General features: G+C 69.8%; 12 protein-coding genes. 4 read left to right on the top strand and 8 right to left on the bottom strand.

Going from position 1 to position 18,108, the window contains the following annotated elements:
* Window positions 1-110 precede the first annotated feature (110 nt).
* The 5 genes from DMB37_RS14155 to DMB37_RS14135 form a co-directional block, all read right to left on the bottom strand.
* Window positions 111-3,791, bottom strand: a complete 3,681-nt coding sequence (locus tag DMB37_RS14155; RefSeq protein ID WP_135233104.1) for an ABC transporter ATP-binding protein — start codon at window positions 3,789-3,791, stop codon at window positions 111-113.
* 61 nt (window positions 3,792-3,852) lie between these two features.
* On the bottom strand, window positions 3,853-4,635 hold the full coding sequence (locus DMB37_RS14150; protein ID WP_135233103.1) for an ABC transporter permease: 783 nt from the start codon (window positions 4,633-4,635) through the stop codon (window positions 3,853-3,855).
* Window positions 4,632-5,639, bottom strand: a complete 1,008-nt coding sequence (locus DMB37_RS14145) for an ABC transporter ATP-binding protein (RefSeq protein ID WP_135233102.1) — start codon at window positions 5,637-5,639, stop codon at window positions 4,632-4,634. The genes DMB37_RS14150 and DMB37_RS14145 overlap by 4 nt, the downstream gene beginning before the upstream one ends.
* On the bottom strand, window positions 5,636-6,367 hold the full coding sequence (locus DMB37_RS14140; RefSeq protein WP_135233101.1) for a hypothetical protein: 732 nt from the start codon (window positions 6,365-6,367) through the stop codon (window positions 5,636-5,638). Before DMB37_RS14140 ends, DMB37_RS14145 begins: the two co-directional genes overlap by 4 nt.
* 98 nt (window positions 6,368-6,465) lie before the next feature.
* Entirely contained in the window at window positions 6,466-7,488 is a 1,023-nt protein-coding gene (locus DMB37_RS14135) for a glutathione S-transferase family protein (protein ID WP_135233100.1), read from the bottom strand.
* A gap of 116 nt (window positions 7,489-7,604) precedes the next feature.
* Here DMB37_RS14135 and DMB37_RS14130 point away from each other — a divergent pair, with 116 nt between their 5' ends.
* Window positions 7,605-8,399, top strand: a complete 795-nt coding sequence (locus tag DMB37_RS14130) for an enoyl-CoA hydratase/isomerase family protein (RefSeq protein WP_135233099.1) — start codon at window positions 7,605-7,607, stop codon at window positions 8,397-8,399.
* Window positions 8,400-8,491: 92 nt separating this feature from the next.
* The gene (locus DMB37_RS14125) at window positions 8,492-9,760 is read left to right on the top strand and encodes a class I adenylate-forming enzyme family protein (RefSeq protein WP_135233098.1); all 1,269 of its coding nucleotides are present in this window, start codon (window positions 8,492-8,494) and stop codon (window positions 9,758-9,760) included.
* 7 nt (window positions 9,761-9,767) lie between these two features.
* Here DMB37_RS14125 and DMB37_RS14120 read toward each other — a convergent pair whose 3' ends face one another.
* A complete protein-coding gene (locus tag DMB37_RS14120; RefSeq protein WP_135233097.1) occupies window positions 9,768-10,514 on the bottom strand; it encodes a tyrosine-protein phosphatase in 747 nt (248 codons plus the stop codon).
* A 416-nt stretch (window positions 10,515-10,930) separates the two neighbouring features.
* Here DMB37_RS14120 and DMB37_RS14115 point away from each other — a divergent pair, with 416 nt between their 5' ends.
* Window positions 10,931-11,410, top strand: a complete 480-nt coding sequence (locus tag DMB37_RS14115; protein ID WP_135233096.1) for a TetR family transcriptional regulator — start codon at window positions 10,931-10,933, stop codon at window positions 11,408-11,410.
* 83 nt (window positions 11,411-11,493) lie between these two features.
* The gene (locus DMB37_RS14110; RefSeq protein ID WP_135233095.1) at window positions 11,494-12,672 is read left to right on the top strand and encodes an amino acid deaminase/aldolase; all 1,179 of its coding nucleotides are present in this window, start codon (window positions 11,494-11,496) and stop codon (window positions 12,670-12,672) included.
* A 1-nt stretch (window position 12,673) separates the two neighbouring features.
* Here DMB37_RS14110 and DMB37_RS14105 read toward each other — a convergent pair whose 3' ends face one another.
* Window positions 12,674-16,039, bottom strand: a complete 3,366-nt coding sequence (locus tag DMB37_RS14105; protein ID WP_240772385.1) for a bifunctional RecB family nuclease/DEAD/DEAH box helicase — start codon at window positions 16,037-16,039, stop codon at window positions 12,674-12,676.
* Window positions 16,040-16,298: 259 nt separating this feature from the next.
* Window positions 16,299-18,089 carry a DEAD/DEAH box helicase gene (locus DMB37_RS14100; protein ID WP_135233093.1) on the bottom strand — a complete coding sequence of 597 codons (1,791 nt, stop codon included), beginning with the start codon at window positions 18,087-18,089 and terminating at the stop codon, window positions 16,299-16,301.
* Window positions 18,090-18,108 lie beyond the last annotated feature (19 nt).

The raw sequence follows: 18,108 nt of genomic DNA, 5'->3' as shown, positions 1-18,108 counted from the left end.
CGACGTTTGTGACGTGCCCGGCACGGGGATCAGCGGATGCGCGCCGATGCGCCCTATCTGAGGATAGGCCCAGCAGCAAACCGACGGAGCGACTGACCACCCGACAAACCTCACCTCATAGAAGACGACTTGTCCGTAACCGAGAATATTCCCCCGGTTTCACGTGCCGCTGCCCACAGTCGGGCATACCCGCCACCTTCGGCGAGCAACTCGACGTGAGTGCCGATTTCGGCGATCCGGCCGTGTTCGACGACGGCGATGCGATCGGCTCGCGCCGCCGTACCGAGCCGGTGTGCGACGAGGACGGTGGTTCGCCCGCGGGTCAACGATCGACTCGCGGCGAGCACCGCTGCCTCGGCGTCCGGATCGAGGGTAGCCGTCGCCTCGTCGAGCAGTAGTAAGTCGGGGCGCACAAGCTCGGCGCGGGCCAGCGCGACCAGCTGCCGCTGACCCGCCGACAGGCCGCGGCCGCGCTCGCCGACCGGTTGGCGCATGCCGAGCGGCAGGGCCGCGATCATGTCCGTCGCGCCGACCGCGGCGGCGGCTTCGGCGATGTCGGCGTCGGTCGCGCCGGGCTTGCCGAAGGCGATGTTGCTGGCGACGTCACCGCTGAACAGGTGCGCTTCCTGCGGCACGATGCCTAGGCGGGCGCGGTAGTCGGTGAGCCGGTAGTCACGGATGTCGGTGTCGTCGACCAGGATCGCGCCGGTGCCGTCCGCGTCGGGTGGCAGGTCGTACAGCCGGGCGAGCAGCTTGACGATGGTCGACTTGCCCGCGCCGGTCGGGCCGACCAGCGCGAGGGTGCTGCCCGCGGGAATCCGCAGCGAGACGTCAGCCAGGGCGAGTTTCTGCACACCGGGGTAGTGGAAGCGCACGTCGTCGAGGACGACCTCGCCGCGCAGCCCGTGCTCGATCGGGACCGCGTCCGCTCGGTCGCTCGCGATCGCCGAGGGCGTGCGCAGCAACTCGCCGATCCGGCGCAGCCCGACGCGCGCCTGCTGATATCCGTCGAACACCTGCGACAGCGCGAGCACCGGTGCGAACAGCAGTTCCAGGTACAGCACGAAGGCGACCAGGGTGCCTGCCGTCGTGGTACCCGCCGCCACCTCGCGGGCACCGACGAAGATCACCGCGGCCAGCGAGATCCCCGACCAGGCGGTGATGAACGGGAAGTACAGCGCGATCGAGGTCTGCGCGCGCATCCGGCTGTTTCGGTACCGATCGGAGTACTCGGCGAAGCGGCGGGCCGCGACGGGCTCGTGCCGATTGGCCTGGACCGCGCGCAAGCCGGCGACGTTCTCCTGGAAGTCGGCGTTCACGGTGGACACGTTCTCCCGCGAGACGGTATACGCCGTGGACGCGAAGCGCCGGAACAGCACCGTCGCCACGAACAGCGGCGGCAGTGTGGCCAGCACGACCAAGGCCAGCGACACGTCGATCACCAACAGCGCCACCGCGATTCCGATGAAGGTCAGCCCGCCGATCAACGAGGTGGCCAGCCCGGTCTGCAGGAACGTGGACAACGAGTCGAGGTCGGTGGTCATCCGCGTCATGATCCGGCCGGACAGTTCGCGCTCGTAGTAGTCGAGGCCGAGCCGTTGCAGGTGCGCGTAGCTGCGGATGCGCAGCCCGTAGAGCACCCGTTCGCCGGTCCGCGCGGTGATCAGCGTGTTGGCCGCGCCGACCAGCCAGCCCCCGGCGACCAGGGCGATGCCGAGCCCGGCGGCCAGCCAGAGTGCCCCGGAATCACCGCCACCGACGCCGGTGTCGATCGCGAATCGCACGATCGGGGGGAAGGCGACACCGACCAGTGCGTCGAGCAGCAGCAGGGCAACCGCGGCGATCACCAGCGCGCGAACCGGCCGCAACAGCCTGGTCAGCCGGAACTTCGGATCGGGCTGCCGCAGCCGTTGGTCGTCCAGTTTCGGCTGCTCGTTCGCGGGTGGCAGGCGCGCGATTTCCCGGCGTAGCTCAGGCGTTTCGGTGAGGTCGGCGGCGGCCGCGGCGAAGGTGTGGCCCGCGCTGCCGTTGGCCGTGGTGGCCGGAGTCGGGGCGGCTGCTTTGTGTTCGGTCAGCTGCGCACCCACCGGTGCGGGCAGCCGGATCACCCGATCGGCGTGGGCGAGGGTCGATTCGCGGTGCGCCAGGATCAGCGTGGTGCGCCCGGCCTGATCGGGCAGCGTGCCGAAGATCGCGGCCTCGGTGATCGCATCCACCGCGGAGGTCGCGTCGTCGAGCACGAGGATGCGCGGCCGCGCGAGCAGGGCTCTGGCCAGCGCGATGCGTTGGCGTTGCCCGCCGGAAAGGGTCAGGCCGCGTTCACCGACCACCGTGTCGTAGCCGTCGGGGAGTTCGCCGATGAAGTCGTCGGCGGCCGCGGCCTGCGCGGCCGCCCGGATCTCGGCATCGGTGGCCTCCGGGCGGCCGATGGCGATATTGGCGGCGATGGTGTCGGAGAACAGGAACGGGTCGTCGAACACCACGCCGATGGCGCTGCGCAGGTCGGCGGCGCGCAGGTCCGCGAGGTCGACGCGGTGCTCCGGCTCGGCGCCGAACAGACGGATGTGGCCCGCGTCGGGCGCGTAGAAGCGGGGGAGCAGCAGCGAGAGCGTGGTCTTTCCCGAGCCCGCGGGCCCGATGATCGCCACCGTCTCGCCGGGGCGCACGGTCAGGTCGAGTTCGCGCAGCACCGGCTGTTCCGGGTCGAATCCGAAAGTCAGCGAGTCGATCTCGATGCCGAGCGGGCCCGCGGGCAGCGGTGCGGGCTCGGGTGGATCGGTGATCACCGGCGCGGTGTCGATCACCTGGTACACGCGCTCGGCGGCGGCGCGGGTCAGTTGCGCGAGGACCAATGCCCCCGACATGATCCGCGCGGTACCGCTCATCGTCGCGACGTACGCGGCGAAGGCGACGAACGTGCCAATCCCGATCGTCCCGTGCAAGGCGAGCAGCCCGCCGACCACGATGACGCCGACCATGCCGAGTTGCGGAATGGCGGCCACCGTCGGCGCGAAGCGCGAGTTCACCGCCGCCGCGCGCATCCGCTCGGCATACAGGGTGCGACTGTGCTTTTCGAGCACGTCCACCATCCGGGCTTCCTGCCCGAACCCCTTCACCACCCGAACCCCGGTGACGGTCTCCTCGACGTGCTGGGCGACATCGGCGGCACGCTGCTGCGCGGACCAGGTGGCCGCGTAGAGCCGCGGCCGCAGCCGGTAGACCACCAGCGCGATCGCGGGCACGATCAGCAGCGCGAGGAGCGCGAGCGGCGGCGACAGCCACATCATCACCACCGCGGCGAGCACGAACTGCACCACCGCCATGCTCGCCAGCGGCACCATCGCCAGCAGTCCTTGCACCAGTTGCAGATCGGTGATCGACCGCGACACCACCTGACCGGTCCGGATCGCGTCCTGGCCGACCCCGTCCAGCCGTTGCAGCGACCCGAGCAGGTCCACCCGCAGCGAATGCTGCACGTCCAACGACAGCTTCCCCGCCAGCAACCGCCGGCCGAATCCGGCCGCGAACCGGCCCACCGCGAGCAGCACCAGCAGCCCGGCGACGACCCCGATCACGGCGGTCTGCCCGGTCTCCGCGGCGTCGATGGCGCGCTTGGTCAGCAGCGGCCCGGCGATCTCCACCGCGGCCCCCGCCAGCACGGCAGCGCCGAGACCGGCGAGCGTGCCGCGGTGCGTCCGGCTCTCGCCCCACAGCCGGCGAATCCAGCCGGCACCGCCCGGGTCGCGCTCAGCTGACCCGGTTTCCGCACCCGCTTCGACTACCCCGCCCATAACCATCCACGGTAATGACGCGCACCGACACGTCGTTGTTCCCGTTCGTCAGCTGCCGGGTTCAGAGGTCGAGACGGCGCAGGTTCCACCAGCCCGCGCCGCCGATGCCGATGGCCCACAGCAGCAGCACCACGATGGCGGCGGGGGTCGGCGCGAGGAAGTCGCTGTCAGGGTAGGACCCGACGGCGATGGTGCTGATGGTGGCGGAGCCGGGGAACAGGGTGACGAAGCCGGTGGCGCCGACGCCGTTGGCGATCAGCCAGAGCAACGGCTCGGCGATGACGAACCAGCCGAGCATGACTCCGATCGCGGTCGACGACGAACGCAGCAGGAACCCGAGGCCCGCACCGATCAGCGACCAGCAGACCACGGCGAACAACCCGCCGCCGAGGACGGCCGCCAGATCCAGGTCGAAGTCGAATTTGCCTCGGCCGAAAGCCCCGAGCGTCAGCACGGAGACCAGTTCCACCACCACCGCGACCGCCAGCGCGAACACACCGGTGACTCCCAGCTTCGCCGCCGCGAGCCGGTCGCGATCCCCGGCGAACAGCGCGGTGATGGGCATGGTGTGGTGCCCGTACTCGGCGCCGGTACTCATCGCGCCGAACACCGCCGCCGCCACGACCACCACCGCGAGGCCGATGTACAGGCCAAGGGTCGCGGTGCCGGTAATGGGTTCGCCGCTGGGATCGGCCTTGCCCGCCATGAGCGCGCTGGCCATGCTCGCGAGGAGCGCGACCACCAGCGGCACCCAGACGAGCAGCCGGTTCGCCGGCAGCGTGGCCACCTTGCGCACCTCGGAGTTGACGGAGGGCACGAGCTCCGGCGGCAGAATCGTGATCATCGAGGAATTCCGTAGGGCATCGGCGTCGGATGATGAGCGGTCCCGGACAGGCCGGGGTAGGGCGAGATCGCCGGCGCTTGTGGTTTGGTCAGCGAGGCCAGCACCCGATCGGGATGGATCAGGTCGGGAATGATGCTGTCCAGCCGGACCTGTGCGGCCGTTGCGGCGTCTCTGATGTCGGCCTCGGTCGCCTCGGCCACCGCCAGCCGCCCGTCCGGCCGGATCACGGCGTCGGTGAAGCCACGCGCGGCCAGCACGGTCGCCAGGGCGATCGGAGTCGAGGCCGCGACGACGAGCCGATCGGGGTGCCCGCGGCGCAGTCGCGCCGGACTGCCCTGATAGACCACCGCACCGTTGCTCAGCACGATGACGTTGTCCGCACCCGGCAGCACCGCCGCGAGGCTCTCACTGGTGACCAGTGCGCTACCGCCGCGCTTGGCGTGCCTGCGCAGAAAGTCTTGCAGCCAGCCACGTTCGGCGGTGTCGAGGCCGTCCATCGGTTCGTCGAGCACCAGCAGCGGCGGGTCGCCGAGCACCGCGGTCGCCAGTGCCAGCCGCGTCTGCTGTCCGGCCGACAGCGCACCGGCCTTCGAGCGGGCCACGTCACCGAGCCCGACGAGCTCGAGCACTTCCTCGACTCGCCCGTCCGGCACGCCGACCGCCGCGGCGTAGACCCGGAGGTGGTCGCGCGCGGTCCGCCCGGCATGCAGTCCGCGTGGCGCGAGCACCCCGCCGACGACCCGAGCCGAGCTGCCTGCGTCACGATCCGCGTCGCCGCGGGGCCGATTGGTCCCCGGCCCGCCGACCGACGCGGTCCCCGAGGTGGGTTCGAGTAATCCGAGCAGAGTCCGCGCGATGGTGGTCTTGCCCGCACCGGGCGGCCCGACCAGGGCGGCGGTGGTGCCGGACGCGACGGTGAAACTCACGTTCTCGACGGCGGAGACCAGGCCGTAGCGCTTGGTCATGGCGCGCACGGCGAAGGCGAGCGATGTCACCCCGGTCACTGCGGCTTGGTCGGCGGTTGCGGCTGCGACGGGTCGATCGCGGTGAGCGGATCGGCATCCACGATGAGGTGCCGATCGGCGGGCCAGACCACCGGCGGCGGCCCGAAGGCCTGGCGCGCGTTCTTGATCGTGGTCTTACCCATCGCCCGGTTGCCGACGCCGCCGATCACCGCGCCGATGCCCGCGGGCACCACCTTGCCCGCCATCAGCGCCGCGCGGCGGGTGATGAAGCGGACGATGAACCGCTTGAGCAGCGAATCGTTCATCGACGAGAGACCGGGAATCCGGTTGGCGAACACCGTGCCCCAGTTCTTCGCCGACGTGCCGACGGTCTTCTGCACGATATCCATGCCGCCCTCGCCGAGCACGACGGCGAGCACCAGCGCCCGGCGCTGCTCCTTGTCCTCCGGCGAGATGCCGTGCACGGCCGCCACCGCGAGGGTGAACACGGCTGAGGCCTCCATGAAGAACGTGGTCTCCGCGCTGACCGCCGCGACCGCCGCGACCGTGCCGACGCCGGGCACCGCCGCCGCCGCGCCGACGGCGCCGCCGCTACCGGTCACCGCGAGCAGGTACTGGTTCTCCAGGCGCTCGATGATTTGTGCTGGGCTTTCCGACGGGTGGGAGCGCCGGATCCGGTCGACGTACTTGGCGACCGCGGGCGCCTGCATACGCGACCCTGAATCGAGTAGCTGGACCACCGTCTTCTCGAACGCGCCTTTGAACATCGGCGGCACCCTCCTCTTCCGGTCTGCTGGTTGAACTCTATGGCACCTACGCCGACCAGCTCGTCATGACAACGATGTACCCAGCCTCGTCGGTTCCATCAGTCCGGCTGCTGCAGCGCGGGCACCCGCTCGGCCAACGGCGGCGGAGGCGGCGGCGTGCCGTCGCCGAACGGCCTGCCGCCCAACGCCTCCCGGCCGTGCGGGGTCAGCCAGTTCGCCAGGTCCGGTCCCTTCGGCACGATCCCGGTCGGATTGATGTCGCGGTGCACCACGTAGTAGTGCTCCTTGATCTGCGCGAAGTCGGTGGTGTCGCCGAAGCCCGGGGTTTGGTAGAGGTCACGCGCGTACGCCCACAACACCGGTAGCTCGCTCAGTTTCGAGCGGTTGCACTTGAAGTGGCCGTGATAGACCGGGTCGAACCTGGCCAGCGTGGTGAACAGCCGCACATCGGCCTCGGTGATCGTGTCGCCGACCAGATAGCGTTGCGTCGCAAGGCGTTCGGAGAGCCAGTCCAGCCGGGCGAAGAGCCGGTCGTAGGCGGTCTCGTAGGCGTCTTGTGAGCCGGCGAAACCGCAGCGGTAGACGCCGTTGTTGACGTCGCGGAACACCGCCCGGTTCACCTCGTCGATCTCGGCGCGCAGCGCTTCGGGATACAACTGCGGCGCGCCGGGCCGATGGAACTCGGTCCATTCGGTCGAGAAATCGAGGGTGATCTGCGGGTAGTCGTTGGTCACCACCTGCCCGGTCGGCACGTCCACCACCGCGGGCACCGTGATGCCGCGCGGGTAGTCGGGGAACCGGGCCAGGTACGCGTCGCGTAGTCGGGGGATGCCGAGCACCGGATCGACGCCGCCGGGATCGAGATCGAAGGTCCAGCTGAGCTTGTCGTGCGTCGGCCCGCACAACCCCAGCGAGAGCACTTCTTCCAGGCCGAGCAGGCGACGCACGATGAGCGTGCGGTTGGCCCACGGGCAGGCCCGCGCCGCGATCAGTCGGTAGCGTCCCGGCTCGACGGGGTAGCCGTCGCGACCGTCGGCCGTGATCCGGGTGGTGATGTAGTTCGTGTCCCGCTTGAACTCGCCGGGCTCGACATAGGAGCCGCTTTCCGCCGACTTGGTCACCTCGACAGTCTGGCAGACGAAGGTCTTACGCTGACCGGCATGAGTGAGCGAAGCGAACGAATCAACGACACAGCCCCCACGGGGATGCCGGAGCCGAGCGCCAGCGAGGCGCAGGCATGACCGATGCGAAGGCCACTCGCCTGGAACGCGAAATCACCGACGGCGGCGCCGAGGTAGCGACTCTGACGCTCGCCAACCCGCCGCTGAACCTCTTCGACCGGGCGATGCTCGACGCCCTGATCGAGGACTTCGCCGAACTGTCGGCGAACCCGCCGCGCGCGCTGCTGCTGCGCGCCGAGGGCAAGCTGGTCTCCGGCGGCGTCGACGTGCACGTCTTCGACGGCCTGTCGGTGGACCAGGGCGCCGAACTCTGGCGGACCCTGTTCGCACAGATCATCCACCCGGTCGAGGCGCTGCCGTGCCCGGTGGTGTTCGCCGCGCACGGGCTCACGCTGACCGCCGCCTTCGAGATCGCGCTGGCCTGCGACATCATCCTGGCCGCGCCGAAGGCGAAGTTCGGTCTGGTGGAGACCGTGGTCGGCCTGACGCCGTCGATGGGTGGCCCGCAGCGGCTGGCCGAACGCGCGGGCTCGGGCCGGGCGCGCGAGTTCGTGATGACCGGTGACCTGTACGACGCGGCGACCATGGCGGAGTGGGGCGTGGTGAACGCCGTGCACGACGACGTCGACACGGCCGCAAGGGCATTGACGCACCGCCTCGCGCAGGGACCGACAATGGCGCACGCCGCGACCAAGAAGATCATCGAGGCCTGGCGTTCCGGCGGTGTCGCCCACGCGGATTCGGTGACACCGGAGGTGTCCGGCGCGCTGTTCGACACCGCCGATCTGCAGGGCGCGGTGCGCAGCTTCCTCGAGGTCGGGCCGGGGAAGGCCACCTACACGGGGCGGTGACAGCTAGGACACGTTCGTCGCCTCTGCCCGCGAAAATGTGACTCTCGTCATATAGTCGCAGTGCCTGCTGACTCGAGGCGCGCGGAGGACGGATGTCGCAGTTGCTCGTCGAATACCCCCTGACCCATCCGCATGCCCGTGATGCCCCGCTGGCTCGCGGCGCCGACGGGGTGCTGCGCTACGGCAACCTGACCCCGGCGCTCACCGAGCTACTCGACCTGCAGGTGCACGCGTTCTCCACGCGGGAGGCCGTGGTCGAGGTGGGTGGCCCGCGGCTCACCTACCGGGAGCTGTGGCACTCCGCCTCCCGCATCGCGGGCGGGTTACAGGAGCACGGCATCGGTTACGGCGACCGGGTCGCGGTGCACATGCCCCCGGGCGTGCGCTGGGTGCAGGCGTTTCTCGGCGCCCTGCTCAGCGGCGCGGTACCGGTGCTGGTGCACGACGGCTTACCCGACGCGGTGGCCGAGCGGGTGATCGCCGACAGCAGTGCGGATTTCGTGCTCGGCCGCGAGATCGCGCGCGGCGCGGAGCTGCCCGACGGTGCCGCGTTCATCGATGACGGTGCGGCACTGGGGGATCTGGCGCTGCTCAGCTACACCAGCGGCACCCCACGTTGCGCGACCACCGCGCCCAAGGGGGTTGAGCTGACAAACGAAAACCTTTTGTCGGCAATACGTTCGGTGGTCGCCGCGCTCGACCTGCCGACCGACGGCCTGCGCAACCTGGTGCTGCTGCCGCTCGCCCATGCCAGCGGCTGCGTCGACCAACTCTTACCGACCTTCGCGGTCGGTGGCACCGTGGTGCTGGCGCGCGACACCCGCGGGCTCGCGGAAGCCATTGTGGCCGAACGCATCGACATGGTGTCGGCGACGCCGCGGATCTTCGCGGGCCTGCTGCCCGAGCTCGCCGCGTTGCGCGCGGACGGCGTGCACACCGAGGGCATCGCCAGGATCAGCAAGGCGGGTCATCGGGGCGAGCGGGCCGTGACGCCCGCTACCCCAGCCGATTTGGCCGTCGAACTGCGCGAGATGTTCCCGGTCGCCCGGCAATGGTCGATCTGGGGCGCCACCGAGACCAGCGGCATCGGCCTGGCCGTCGACGACGCGGCGGAGTCGGCCACCGACGCCGACACCGTGCTCGGATTCCCGTTCGGCGGTACCGAACTGGCGCTGTGGGGACCGCGGGCGCAGGCGGGCCACGGCGAACTGCTGTGCCGCGGCCCGAACGTCTGCCCGCGCTACTGGAACGACCCGACGACCACCGCGGCTCGCTTCACCGGTACCTGGTTCCACACCGGCGATCAGGTCACCATCGATACCGACGGCCTGGTGCGCCGCGACCCGGCTCAGGCCGAATAGTCCTGCGTCACTCCAACATCCGCTCGCGCAGCCGTGCGCGCAGCTCCGGGGTGATCCCGGCGGCCGTCAGGTAGGAGTCCACATCACCGTGCAACTCGTGCATGGATGCGGTAGCGGTGCTGAGGTATTCCTCGCGCACGCCGAGCAGATCCACCGAGAGTTCTTCACCGCCGAGCAGTTTCGTCGTCATCATGGCGCGCAGGGCGGGGATGGCGCCGTTGCTCAGCAGGAAATCGGCCTCGACGTCGGTCTCGGTCACGCCGACCGCGCGCAGCAGCGTGGCGACGGCCCAGCCGGTACGGTCCTTGCCCGCCGCGCAGTGCACCAGCACCGCGCCCTCGCCGCGCGCGATCGACTCGGCCAGCGCGGTGATCGCCGCGTGGGCCTCGGGCAACGCGGGGAACATCCGATAGACCTCGAGCATGTGCGTGAACGCGCCCTGGGCGTCGGTGTGGTGCGGCGGCGCCTCGGCCATCCTGGCGTCGAACGGCGTCACGTTCAGCCGGACGCCCTCGGGCAGCCGGTCGCTGCCGATGTGGTCGATCTCGCGTTCGCCGCGCAGGTCGTGCACGTCGCTGACGCGCAGTTCGCGCAGGGTGGCCAACCCGGCGTCGTCGAGGCCGGTCAGTTGGGCCGAGCGCAGCAGCACGCCGGGACGGACCTTCGCGCCGTCGTCGGTGCGCAGCCCGCCCAGATCGCGGAAGTTGAAGGTGCCGGAGATGAAGTACTGGTCGGCTGGCGGCGAGAGAGTCACCGACTCAGGCTATCCGGCCGCAGGCGTCGCGCGGGTGTCGTTTCCGGATCGGACTCGACACCGGTCGATGACCGTTTTGCGTGCTTCACCTGTGTGATCGGCCACAGGATTCGGGGCACGTCGGTACGCGCCCGTACAGTGGACAACGGTCTGCTTATCAGCCGGGCAGGGCTGAGAGTGACCCCGAGAGAGGGAAATCCGGGCAGGGCTCGATGGCACCCCGACCATTCCGTTTGGGTAACAAAACATTCTTGCGGTCTGGAAATACCCATTGAACCTGTTCTCAAACCCCGAAAACCCTCTACCATTGATGAACGTTGGACCGGGCAGCCTGGGATTTCCAGCGGAGTGCCCGCCATGTTCGACGAGTCGCGCCGACGAGGGTGCGCGAGATCTTTTCGCCGAGGGAGTCGTCGTTGAGCGTACGAGGAGACACCGCAGTGGTTCGGCTGCGGCCGACCATCTGCGAGGCCGTCGAGAAGGCGGCCGCGTCACTGGATCACGGAGGAGTGCGCGCACTACGGGTGCTACTGCACGCCGGTGTGAGCGCGTACTGGCCATTGGTGAAGGCCGCCCCATCCAAGCAGGTGCAGGCCTACGAGGCCACGGTGCAGACCCTGCGTCAGCGCTGGGAGGCGCAGACCGATTGCCTGGCCGACCCCACCGCGTCCGCGGTCTATCGGGAGATGGACACCGAGGTCGCCGCCTTCCTGCAGCTGTGTGCCGACCGATCGGGTGTGCAGTGGCTCGAGCCGGTGGAGGCCATCGCGACCTACGCGGTCTCGGTGCTGCAAGGCACCGTGTTGCGCTGGCTCGCCGATTGCAACGACGAAACAATGCTGGTGGTCCTCGACGATCTGGTGAGCAGCCTGGCCACCCGTGCCGCCGAGGTCTAGTCGCCGCCGGGCGTGCGGTGACCTCGGAAAATGGGTTACCGCAAGTACTGGACGTTTGACCAGTTTGGTGGTTGAGTTGAGGGGTGACGGACACGTCCCCCATCGCGGGGCTGCACGCGGCCACCGCCGAACTCGACCCGCCGCTGGCCGCTCTGGACCTGCCAGCCTTGCGCGCGAACGCCGCCGACCTGGTGCGCCGCGCGAACGGTGTGCCGATTCGGGTCGCCAGCAAATCCGTGCGCTGCCGCGCCGTCCTCGAAGAAGTGCTCGGCGGTGAGCTCACCGCCTCTGGTGGCTTCGCAGGCCTCATGAGCTACTCGTTGCCCGAGGCCATCTGGCTGGCCAGGCAAGGCGCCCGCGACATCCTGCTCGGCTACCCGACCGTCGACCGGGCCGCACTGGCCGAACTCGCCGCCGACGAGACGCTGCGCCGTTCGATCACCCTGATGATCGACGATGTCGCCCAGCTCGACCTCATCCGCGCCGCCCTCGGAACCGACCTGGTCCACCCAAGGGTGTGCCTCGATGTCGACGCCTCCCTTCGGATCGGCCCGATCCACCTCGGGGTGCGCCGTTCGCCGATCCGCACTCCCGAGCAGGCCGCCACCCTCGCCGCGGCAGCGTTGCGTCGCGGGTTCGAGGTGGTCGGCGTGATGACCTACGAGGCGCAGATCGCCGGCATGCCCGACAGCAATGTCGCACTGCGCCTGATGAAGCGGGCCTCCGCCGCGGAAATCACCAAGCGCCGCAAGCGGGTACTCGACGCGGTGCGTTCGGTGACCGGCAAGCTGGAGATCGTCAACAGCGGCGGCAGCGGGTCGATCGAGGTCAGCATCGCCGATCCGGATGTCACCGAGGTGACCGCGGGTTCCGGGCTCTATGTGCCGACGCTGTTCGATCACTACCGGTCCTTCACACCGAGGCCCGCACTGTTTTTCGCCACCTCGGTGCTGCGGCGGCCGACCCCTTCCATCGCAACGGTTTTCGCGGGCGGCTACATCGCGTCCGGCCCGACCGGTGCGTCGCGCGTACCGATGCCGGTGTGGCCCAGCGGTTTACGACTGATCGGCACCGAAGGTGCGGGCGAGGTGCAGACCCCGCTGACCGGTGCGGCGCAGCTGCGCATCGGCGACCGGGTGTGGTTCCGCCATGCCAAGGCGGGCGAACTGTGCGAGCGCTTCGACAAGGTGCACCTGGTCGACTCGGACGGCACCAGGACCACCGTGCCCACCTATCGCGGTGAAGGCAACTGTTTCGGCTAGGTCAGAGCCGCAAGAACCCGGCGAGCTCGGGCATCTCGTCCGGGCTGGCGGGCAGGTATTCGCTCAGCAGCGGTGAGCGGATGATGATCGCCTTCCACATCGCGCGGCACAGCGCGGCGTGAATCAGCGCGCGCGACAACAGGAATGGCATTCCATAGGGCGCGTCGGCCGGACTGGACGTGGTCATCGAGAGCAGGACCACGGCGGCTTCCCTGCCGCGGAATCGGTCCGGGGTGCCGACCAGCACGTCCTCGATCCTGGCCCGGGCGAGCAGCGTTCGGATCCGCCCGACCTGCGCCGCGTACGGCGCGACCACGAAGATGTCGTGCGGATGCAACCGCCGGGTCATCGCCCCGATGGTCCAGTTCATCGCGAGCAGTGCGCGTACCCGGCGCACCACCTCGCGAGCCTCGGCTGCGGATTCGGTGGCGTTGCCGTGATGGGGCACCAGGACGGTGCTCACGCCGGGCGACTCGCCGTCGAGTTCCCTTGCCAGCGTGACGGTTTCGTTGGCCCGCAGCCGTCCGTCGTAGTACAGCCGGGAGATCGGGTCGCACACCTGCGGATGCATCCGCCAGGTGCGATCCAGGAAGTAGCCGCGCTCGCCGGGCAGCGTGTGCCGCCCCTCGGCGAGCCAGCCGAGCACCGATTCGCCGACCGGTTCCGGGTGGGCGCTGTGCGTGGCAGGCGGCACCGGATCGCCGAGCAGCAACAGGTTTCGTGCGCTGACGCCGACCGCGACGGCGTCGGCCAGCGGGAACCGGCCCGCGTCGGCGATCACCAGCAGATCGAGCCCCGCCCTCGGCACCATCGCCTCGTTCGCGAAATCCGTTGGCGTGCCGCCGAGTACGCAGCCGCTGATGGCGTTGTCCAGGAAACGCGCGTACCGGGAGGCGTCGATGACCACCCATTCCGGCGCCACCGACTCGACGTCCTTCTTGGCGACCAGCTCCGGCAGCACACCGACCCGCACGACCGCGTCCAGCAGGTTCTCCACGGTCGAATGAGTCTGCCCGACAATGCCGATCCGCCATTTGTGCCGGGTGACCAGGCGCTCGAGCACCCGGGCGGCGGTGGAGGTCTTGCCGGTGCCCGACGGGCCCTGCACGGCGAGGTAGGAGTGGTCGAGTTCGCGCATCGCGGCGGTGATCGCCGCGGCATGGTCGCCGTGCACCTCGGGCAACGTGGCGCCGCCGCGTAGCCGGGGTGGGCGGCGGGCGAGCAGGTCGAACACGGCGCCCTCGGGGATCTCCGGGAGCGCGACGAGCAGCTGCTGGGCGGCGAATTCGACCGCGGTCTCGGCATTCCAGTCCCACGCGGGTAGGCCGGGTGCGATCGCGGTGGGTAGTTCGTCGTAGGGTTCGCAGCCGTCCGGCAGCAGCTCTTCGAGCCGGACCGCGTCGTCGAATTCGGCGTCCACCGAGCAGCCGAGCACGGTGGCGACGGCGGTGGCGCGGCGCCCGACAGCGGTGACCATGCCCGCGGCCGCGGGCCGGTCGTAGAAGGTGTAAACGGTGGTGCCCGGCGTCAGCACGGTGGCCGGTCCGGGGCCGCCCGCACTCCAGCTCGAACCGATCCGGCCGGTCAGCGTGAGGTAGCGCCGCATGGTCGGGCGGTCCGGGCTGCGATGCCACTTGGTGTCGACGGTGCCCCATTCGGCGACCAACACCCCTGGAGCGTCGGCCCATTCGTCGACCGGGTGGCTGAGCCGGTCGACGTGCGCCCACCACAGCGGCTGCCGTTCGCGGCGGTGATAGCCGAGCGCCGCGGCCATCATCGCGGCGACGTGGCGCGGTTCGTCCTGTGCCGCGGCGTATTCGGCGAGCGCCGCCTCGAATGAGGAGGGCCGCGAGGGCGGGATGGGCTCGAGACCATCGGGACCGGCCACCTGACACCAGGATCCGGTCCGCTCCAGCGTCACCGCCTGCGGGTCGATGCGCTGTTCGGCGGCTTGATCCAGCAGCCAGTCCCGTAGGCGCAGCACGGTCAGGCAATCCCGTTCGGCGTCGGCCGAATGCGCCGCGCCGGGCAGCAGCCGCGCCAGCCTGCTCAGCCGGTAGGAGCGTTCCCCGATGATCAGCGCGTTGCGCACGATCGGATACAGGTCGACCAGCACGCCGTCGCACAGCAACTCGTCCACGATCTCTTCGCCGACGCCGGTGCTGCCGGTGCAGTGCAGCAGCGCGGTGCGCACCGCGGCGGTGTAGTGGTAGACGTGCATGTCCGGATACATCCGCCGCCGCTGCGCGAGATAGTCGAGCACCTCCTCCAACGCGCGCCGCTGCCCGGCCGCCTCGCTGCCCGGTTCGCCGTCGACGCCGAAGGGGCCGCGGAAGGTCAGGTGCACGGTGCCCGGCCCGCCGACGTCGACGGCCAGCGGGGTGCGCCCGCCGCCGACGACGGTCAGCGAGAGGTCACCGGCGGAGGGTGGCGGCAGTGCGCCGAGTGCGATCGGGTCGACCAGGCTGTGCGTCGGCTGCCCGGAATCCTCCCGGCGCAGCTGGATTTCGGCCTGGCGGCGCAGCGCGGTGAAGGTCCGCGGTGGCACGCCGCGCACCGTGGACTCGGTGCCGACCAGCCGGTCGATGGTGCTCACGCCCGCCTCGCGGAGCCGGGCCCGCGTGGTGGTCGGCATACCGGCGACGAGGAGGAGATCGCGTGCGGCCGCCGCGGCCGTCGTGCAGGTCCCGCAGCGACCGCAGGCCAGATAGCGCGGATCACCCCACTGCGCGGGTAGCAGTTCGCTCAGCTTCTCGTCCAGGATGCGTTCGACTCGGTGCCTGCGCGCGCGATACACCGGGATCAGATCGCTCAACGCATATGCGCTGTTGTCCTCGCCGAGATGTAGCCGGACCAGCGGGCCGGTCAACGATCCGCTGTGGTCCACCGCGTCGGCGCAGGCGGCGAGTTCCAGTGCGGTGCCGACGCGGTCGGCCTTGCTGTGCGCGGTGCCGTGCACGGTGTAGCGCACCCGATGACCGGCGCGCACCAGGAAATCGCAGGAACAGTCGAAGGTTCCGTCGAAGAAGGTGGCGCCGTGGATCACGTGCACGCCGGCCCGCAGCGCCGCGATGGTCTCGGCATGCGCGGCCGTCAGCGCCGCGATCAGCGTCTTGCCGGTGTCCGATTTGTACTGCGGGCGTTGGATCTCCACCATCGAGCTGCCGAAGCGGTCGCGGAAGTCGCTGAGCCTGCGATCGCGCGCGTCGTCGAACCAGGTGCGCGGCTGGGGCGCCCATTCCGCGGTGGTCGCCGGATCGGCCGCGACGGTTCCCAGTTCGGTATCGAGGGCGCGAAGCAGCGCGAACTCACAGCGCGCCGCGCGCACGAGGTCGACGGCGGAGCAGACGACACGATCACCGAACACGAACAAACGCGGCCCTCCTGTGTCTTGCGGGACACCCGCACCCGATTCGTGACGACGAACGGGCTGCGCGATTGTCGCCCATCGACACCTCGGGCCGCTGCGGGACATCCGCACCCGGCCGGCATCGATGAGCGGGCAGCGCCATTGTCGCTCATCACGTCTCGAGTTTTCGCGGGACACCCGCTGCCGTCAGCACTAATTACGTACCGGACGGCAACACTCTAGCTAGCGAGGCTGACCTCGCCGTACTCTCCCCGGCTCAGGAGCGCGGCTTACGCCGCTCCGGCCGCTTCGCGTTCCCGCCCTCGCGGCGCGGGCCGCGGGTGAACGAGCGCTGTCCCGGCGGACCCTGGTCCGGGGTGAGCTGGATGAGGACGCCGCTGATCCTGGTGCGGCGCAATGCTTCCAGCGTCTCGGGGGACAGGTCCGCGGGCAGCTCTACCAGACTGTGGTCGGGCCGGATACTGATGTGCCCGAAGTCGCTGCGGCGTAAACCACCCTCGTTGGCGATGGCGCCGACGATCGCGCCGGGCACCACGCGGTGCCGCTTGCCGACCGAGATGCGGTAGGTGGCCAGCTCGGTGCCGTTGGCCCGGCTGTGCGAACCGAAACCGGTCCGATCGTCCTCACCCTCGAACCGGCGCGGCCGATCCGGGCGTTCGCGGCGCTCGCGCACCGGCTCCGGCGGTTCGGGCTGCATCAGGAAGTTGTCGCCGTCGCGGGACAGCACGGCCAGCGCCGCCGCGATGTCGACCAGCGGAATGTTGTGCTCGCGTTCGTAATCCTCGATGAGCCTGCGGAACAGCGCCAGGTTCGACGAGGTCAGGCTCTCGGTGATGTCGTCGCCGAACTTGGCCACGCGCTGCGCGTTGACGTCGTCGACGCTGGGCAGCTGCATCTCTTCCAGCGGATGCCTGGTGGCCCGCTCGATCGACTTGAGCAGGTGACGCTCGCGCGGCGCGACGAACAGCAGCGCCTCACCACTGCGCCCGGCCCGGCCGGTGCGGCCGATGCGGTGCACATAGGACTCGGTGTCGTGCGGGATGTCGTAGTTCACCACGTGCGAGATGCGGTCCACGTCCAGACCACGCGCGGCCACGTCGGTCGCGACGAGGATGTCCAGCGCGCCGGACTTGAGCTGGCCGATGGTGCGCTCGCGCTGGTTCTGCGCGATGTCACCGTTGATGGCCGCGGCGGAAAAGCCCCTGGCGCGCAGTTTTTCGGCGAGCTCCTCGGTGGCCTGCTTGGTGCGCACGAAGATGATCATCGCCTCGAACGACTCGACCTCGAGCACCCTGGTCAGCGCGTCCAGCTTGCGCTGATGCGAGACCTGCACCCAGCGCTGGGTGATGTTGGTGGCGGTCGAGGTCTTCGACTTGACGGTGATCTCGACCGGATTGTTCAGGTACTGCTTGGAGATCTTGCGGATCGCCGCGGGCATGGTCGCCGAGAACAGCGCGACCTGCTTGGTGGACGGCGTGTCCTTGAGGATGCGCTCGACGTCCTCCTGGAAGCCCATCTTCAGCATCTCGTCGGCCTCGTCGAGCACCAGGTACTTCAGCTGCGACAGGTCGAGGGTGCCCTTCTCCAGGTGATCGATCACCCGGCCCGGCGTGCCGACCACCACGTGCGCGCCGCGGCGCAGGCCGGACAGCTGCACACCGTAGGCCTGGCCGCCATAGATCGGCAGCACGTTCAGCCCGGGGATGTGCGTGGCGTAGCGGCCGAACGCCTCGGCCACCTGGATGGCGAGCTCGCGCGTCGGCGCCAGCACCAGCGACTGCGGGAGTTTGCCGGAGGTGTCGAGACCCATCAGGATCGGGATGGCGAACGCCGCGGTCTTGCCGGTGCCGGTCTGCGCGAGGCCGACCACATCGGCGCCGCTGAGCAGTGGCGGAATCGTCGCGGCCTGGATCGGCGACGGCGACTCGTAGCCCACATCGGCGATGGCCGCGAGGATGCGGTCATCGATCCCGAGATCGGCGAAAGTCGGGCCGTCGGTGTCCCTGTCGTTGTCGCCAGGAACGCTGTCGACCTGATTGGTACTCATTGACCAGGAGTTTACTGCC

The sequence above is a fragment of the Nocardia sp. CS682 genome, from assembly GCF_004634405.1.
GTDB classification, from domain to species: Bacteria; Actinomycetota; Actinomycetes; order Mycobacteriales; family Mycobacteriaceae; genus Nocardia; species Nocardia ninae.
The sequence above is the reverse complement of the archived record's forward strand: the minus strand, read 5'-3'. Positions and strand labels throughout refer to the sequence as shown.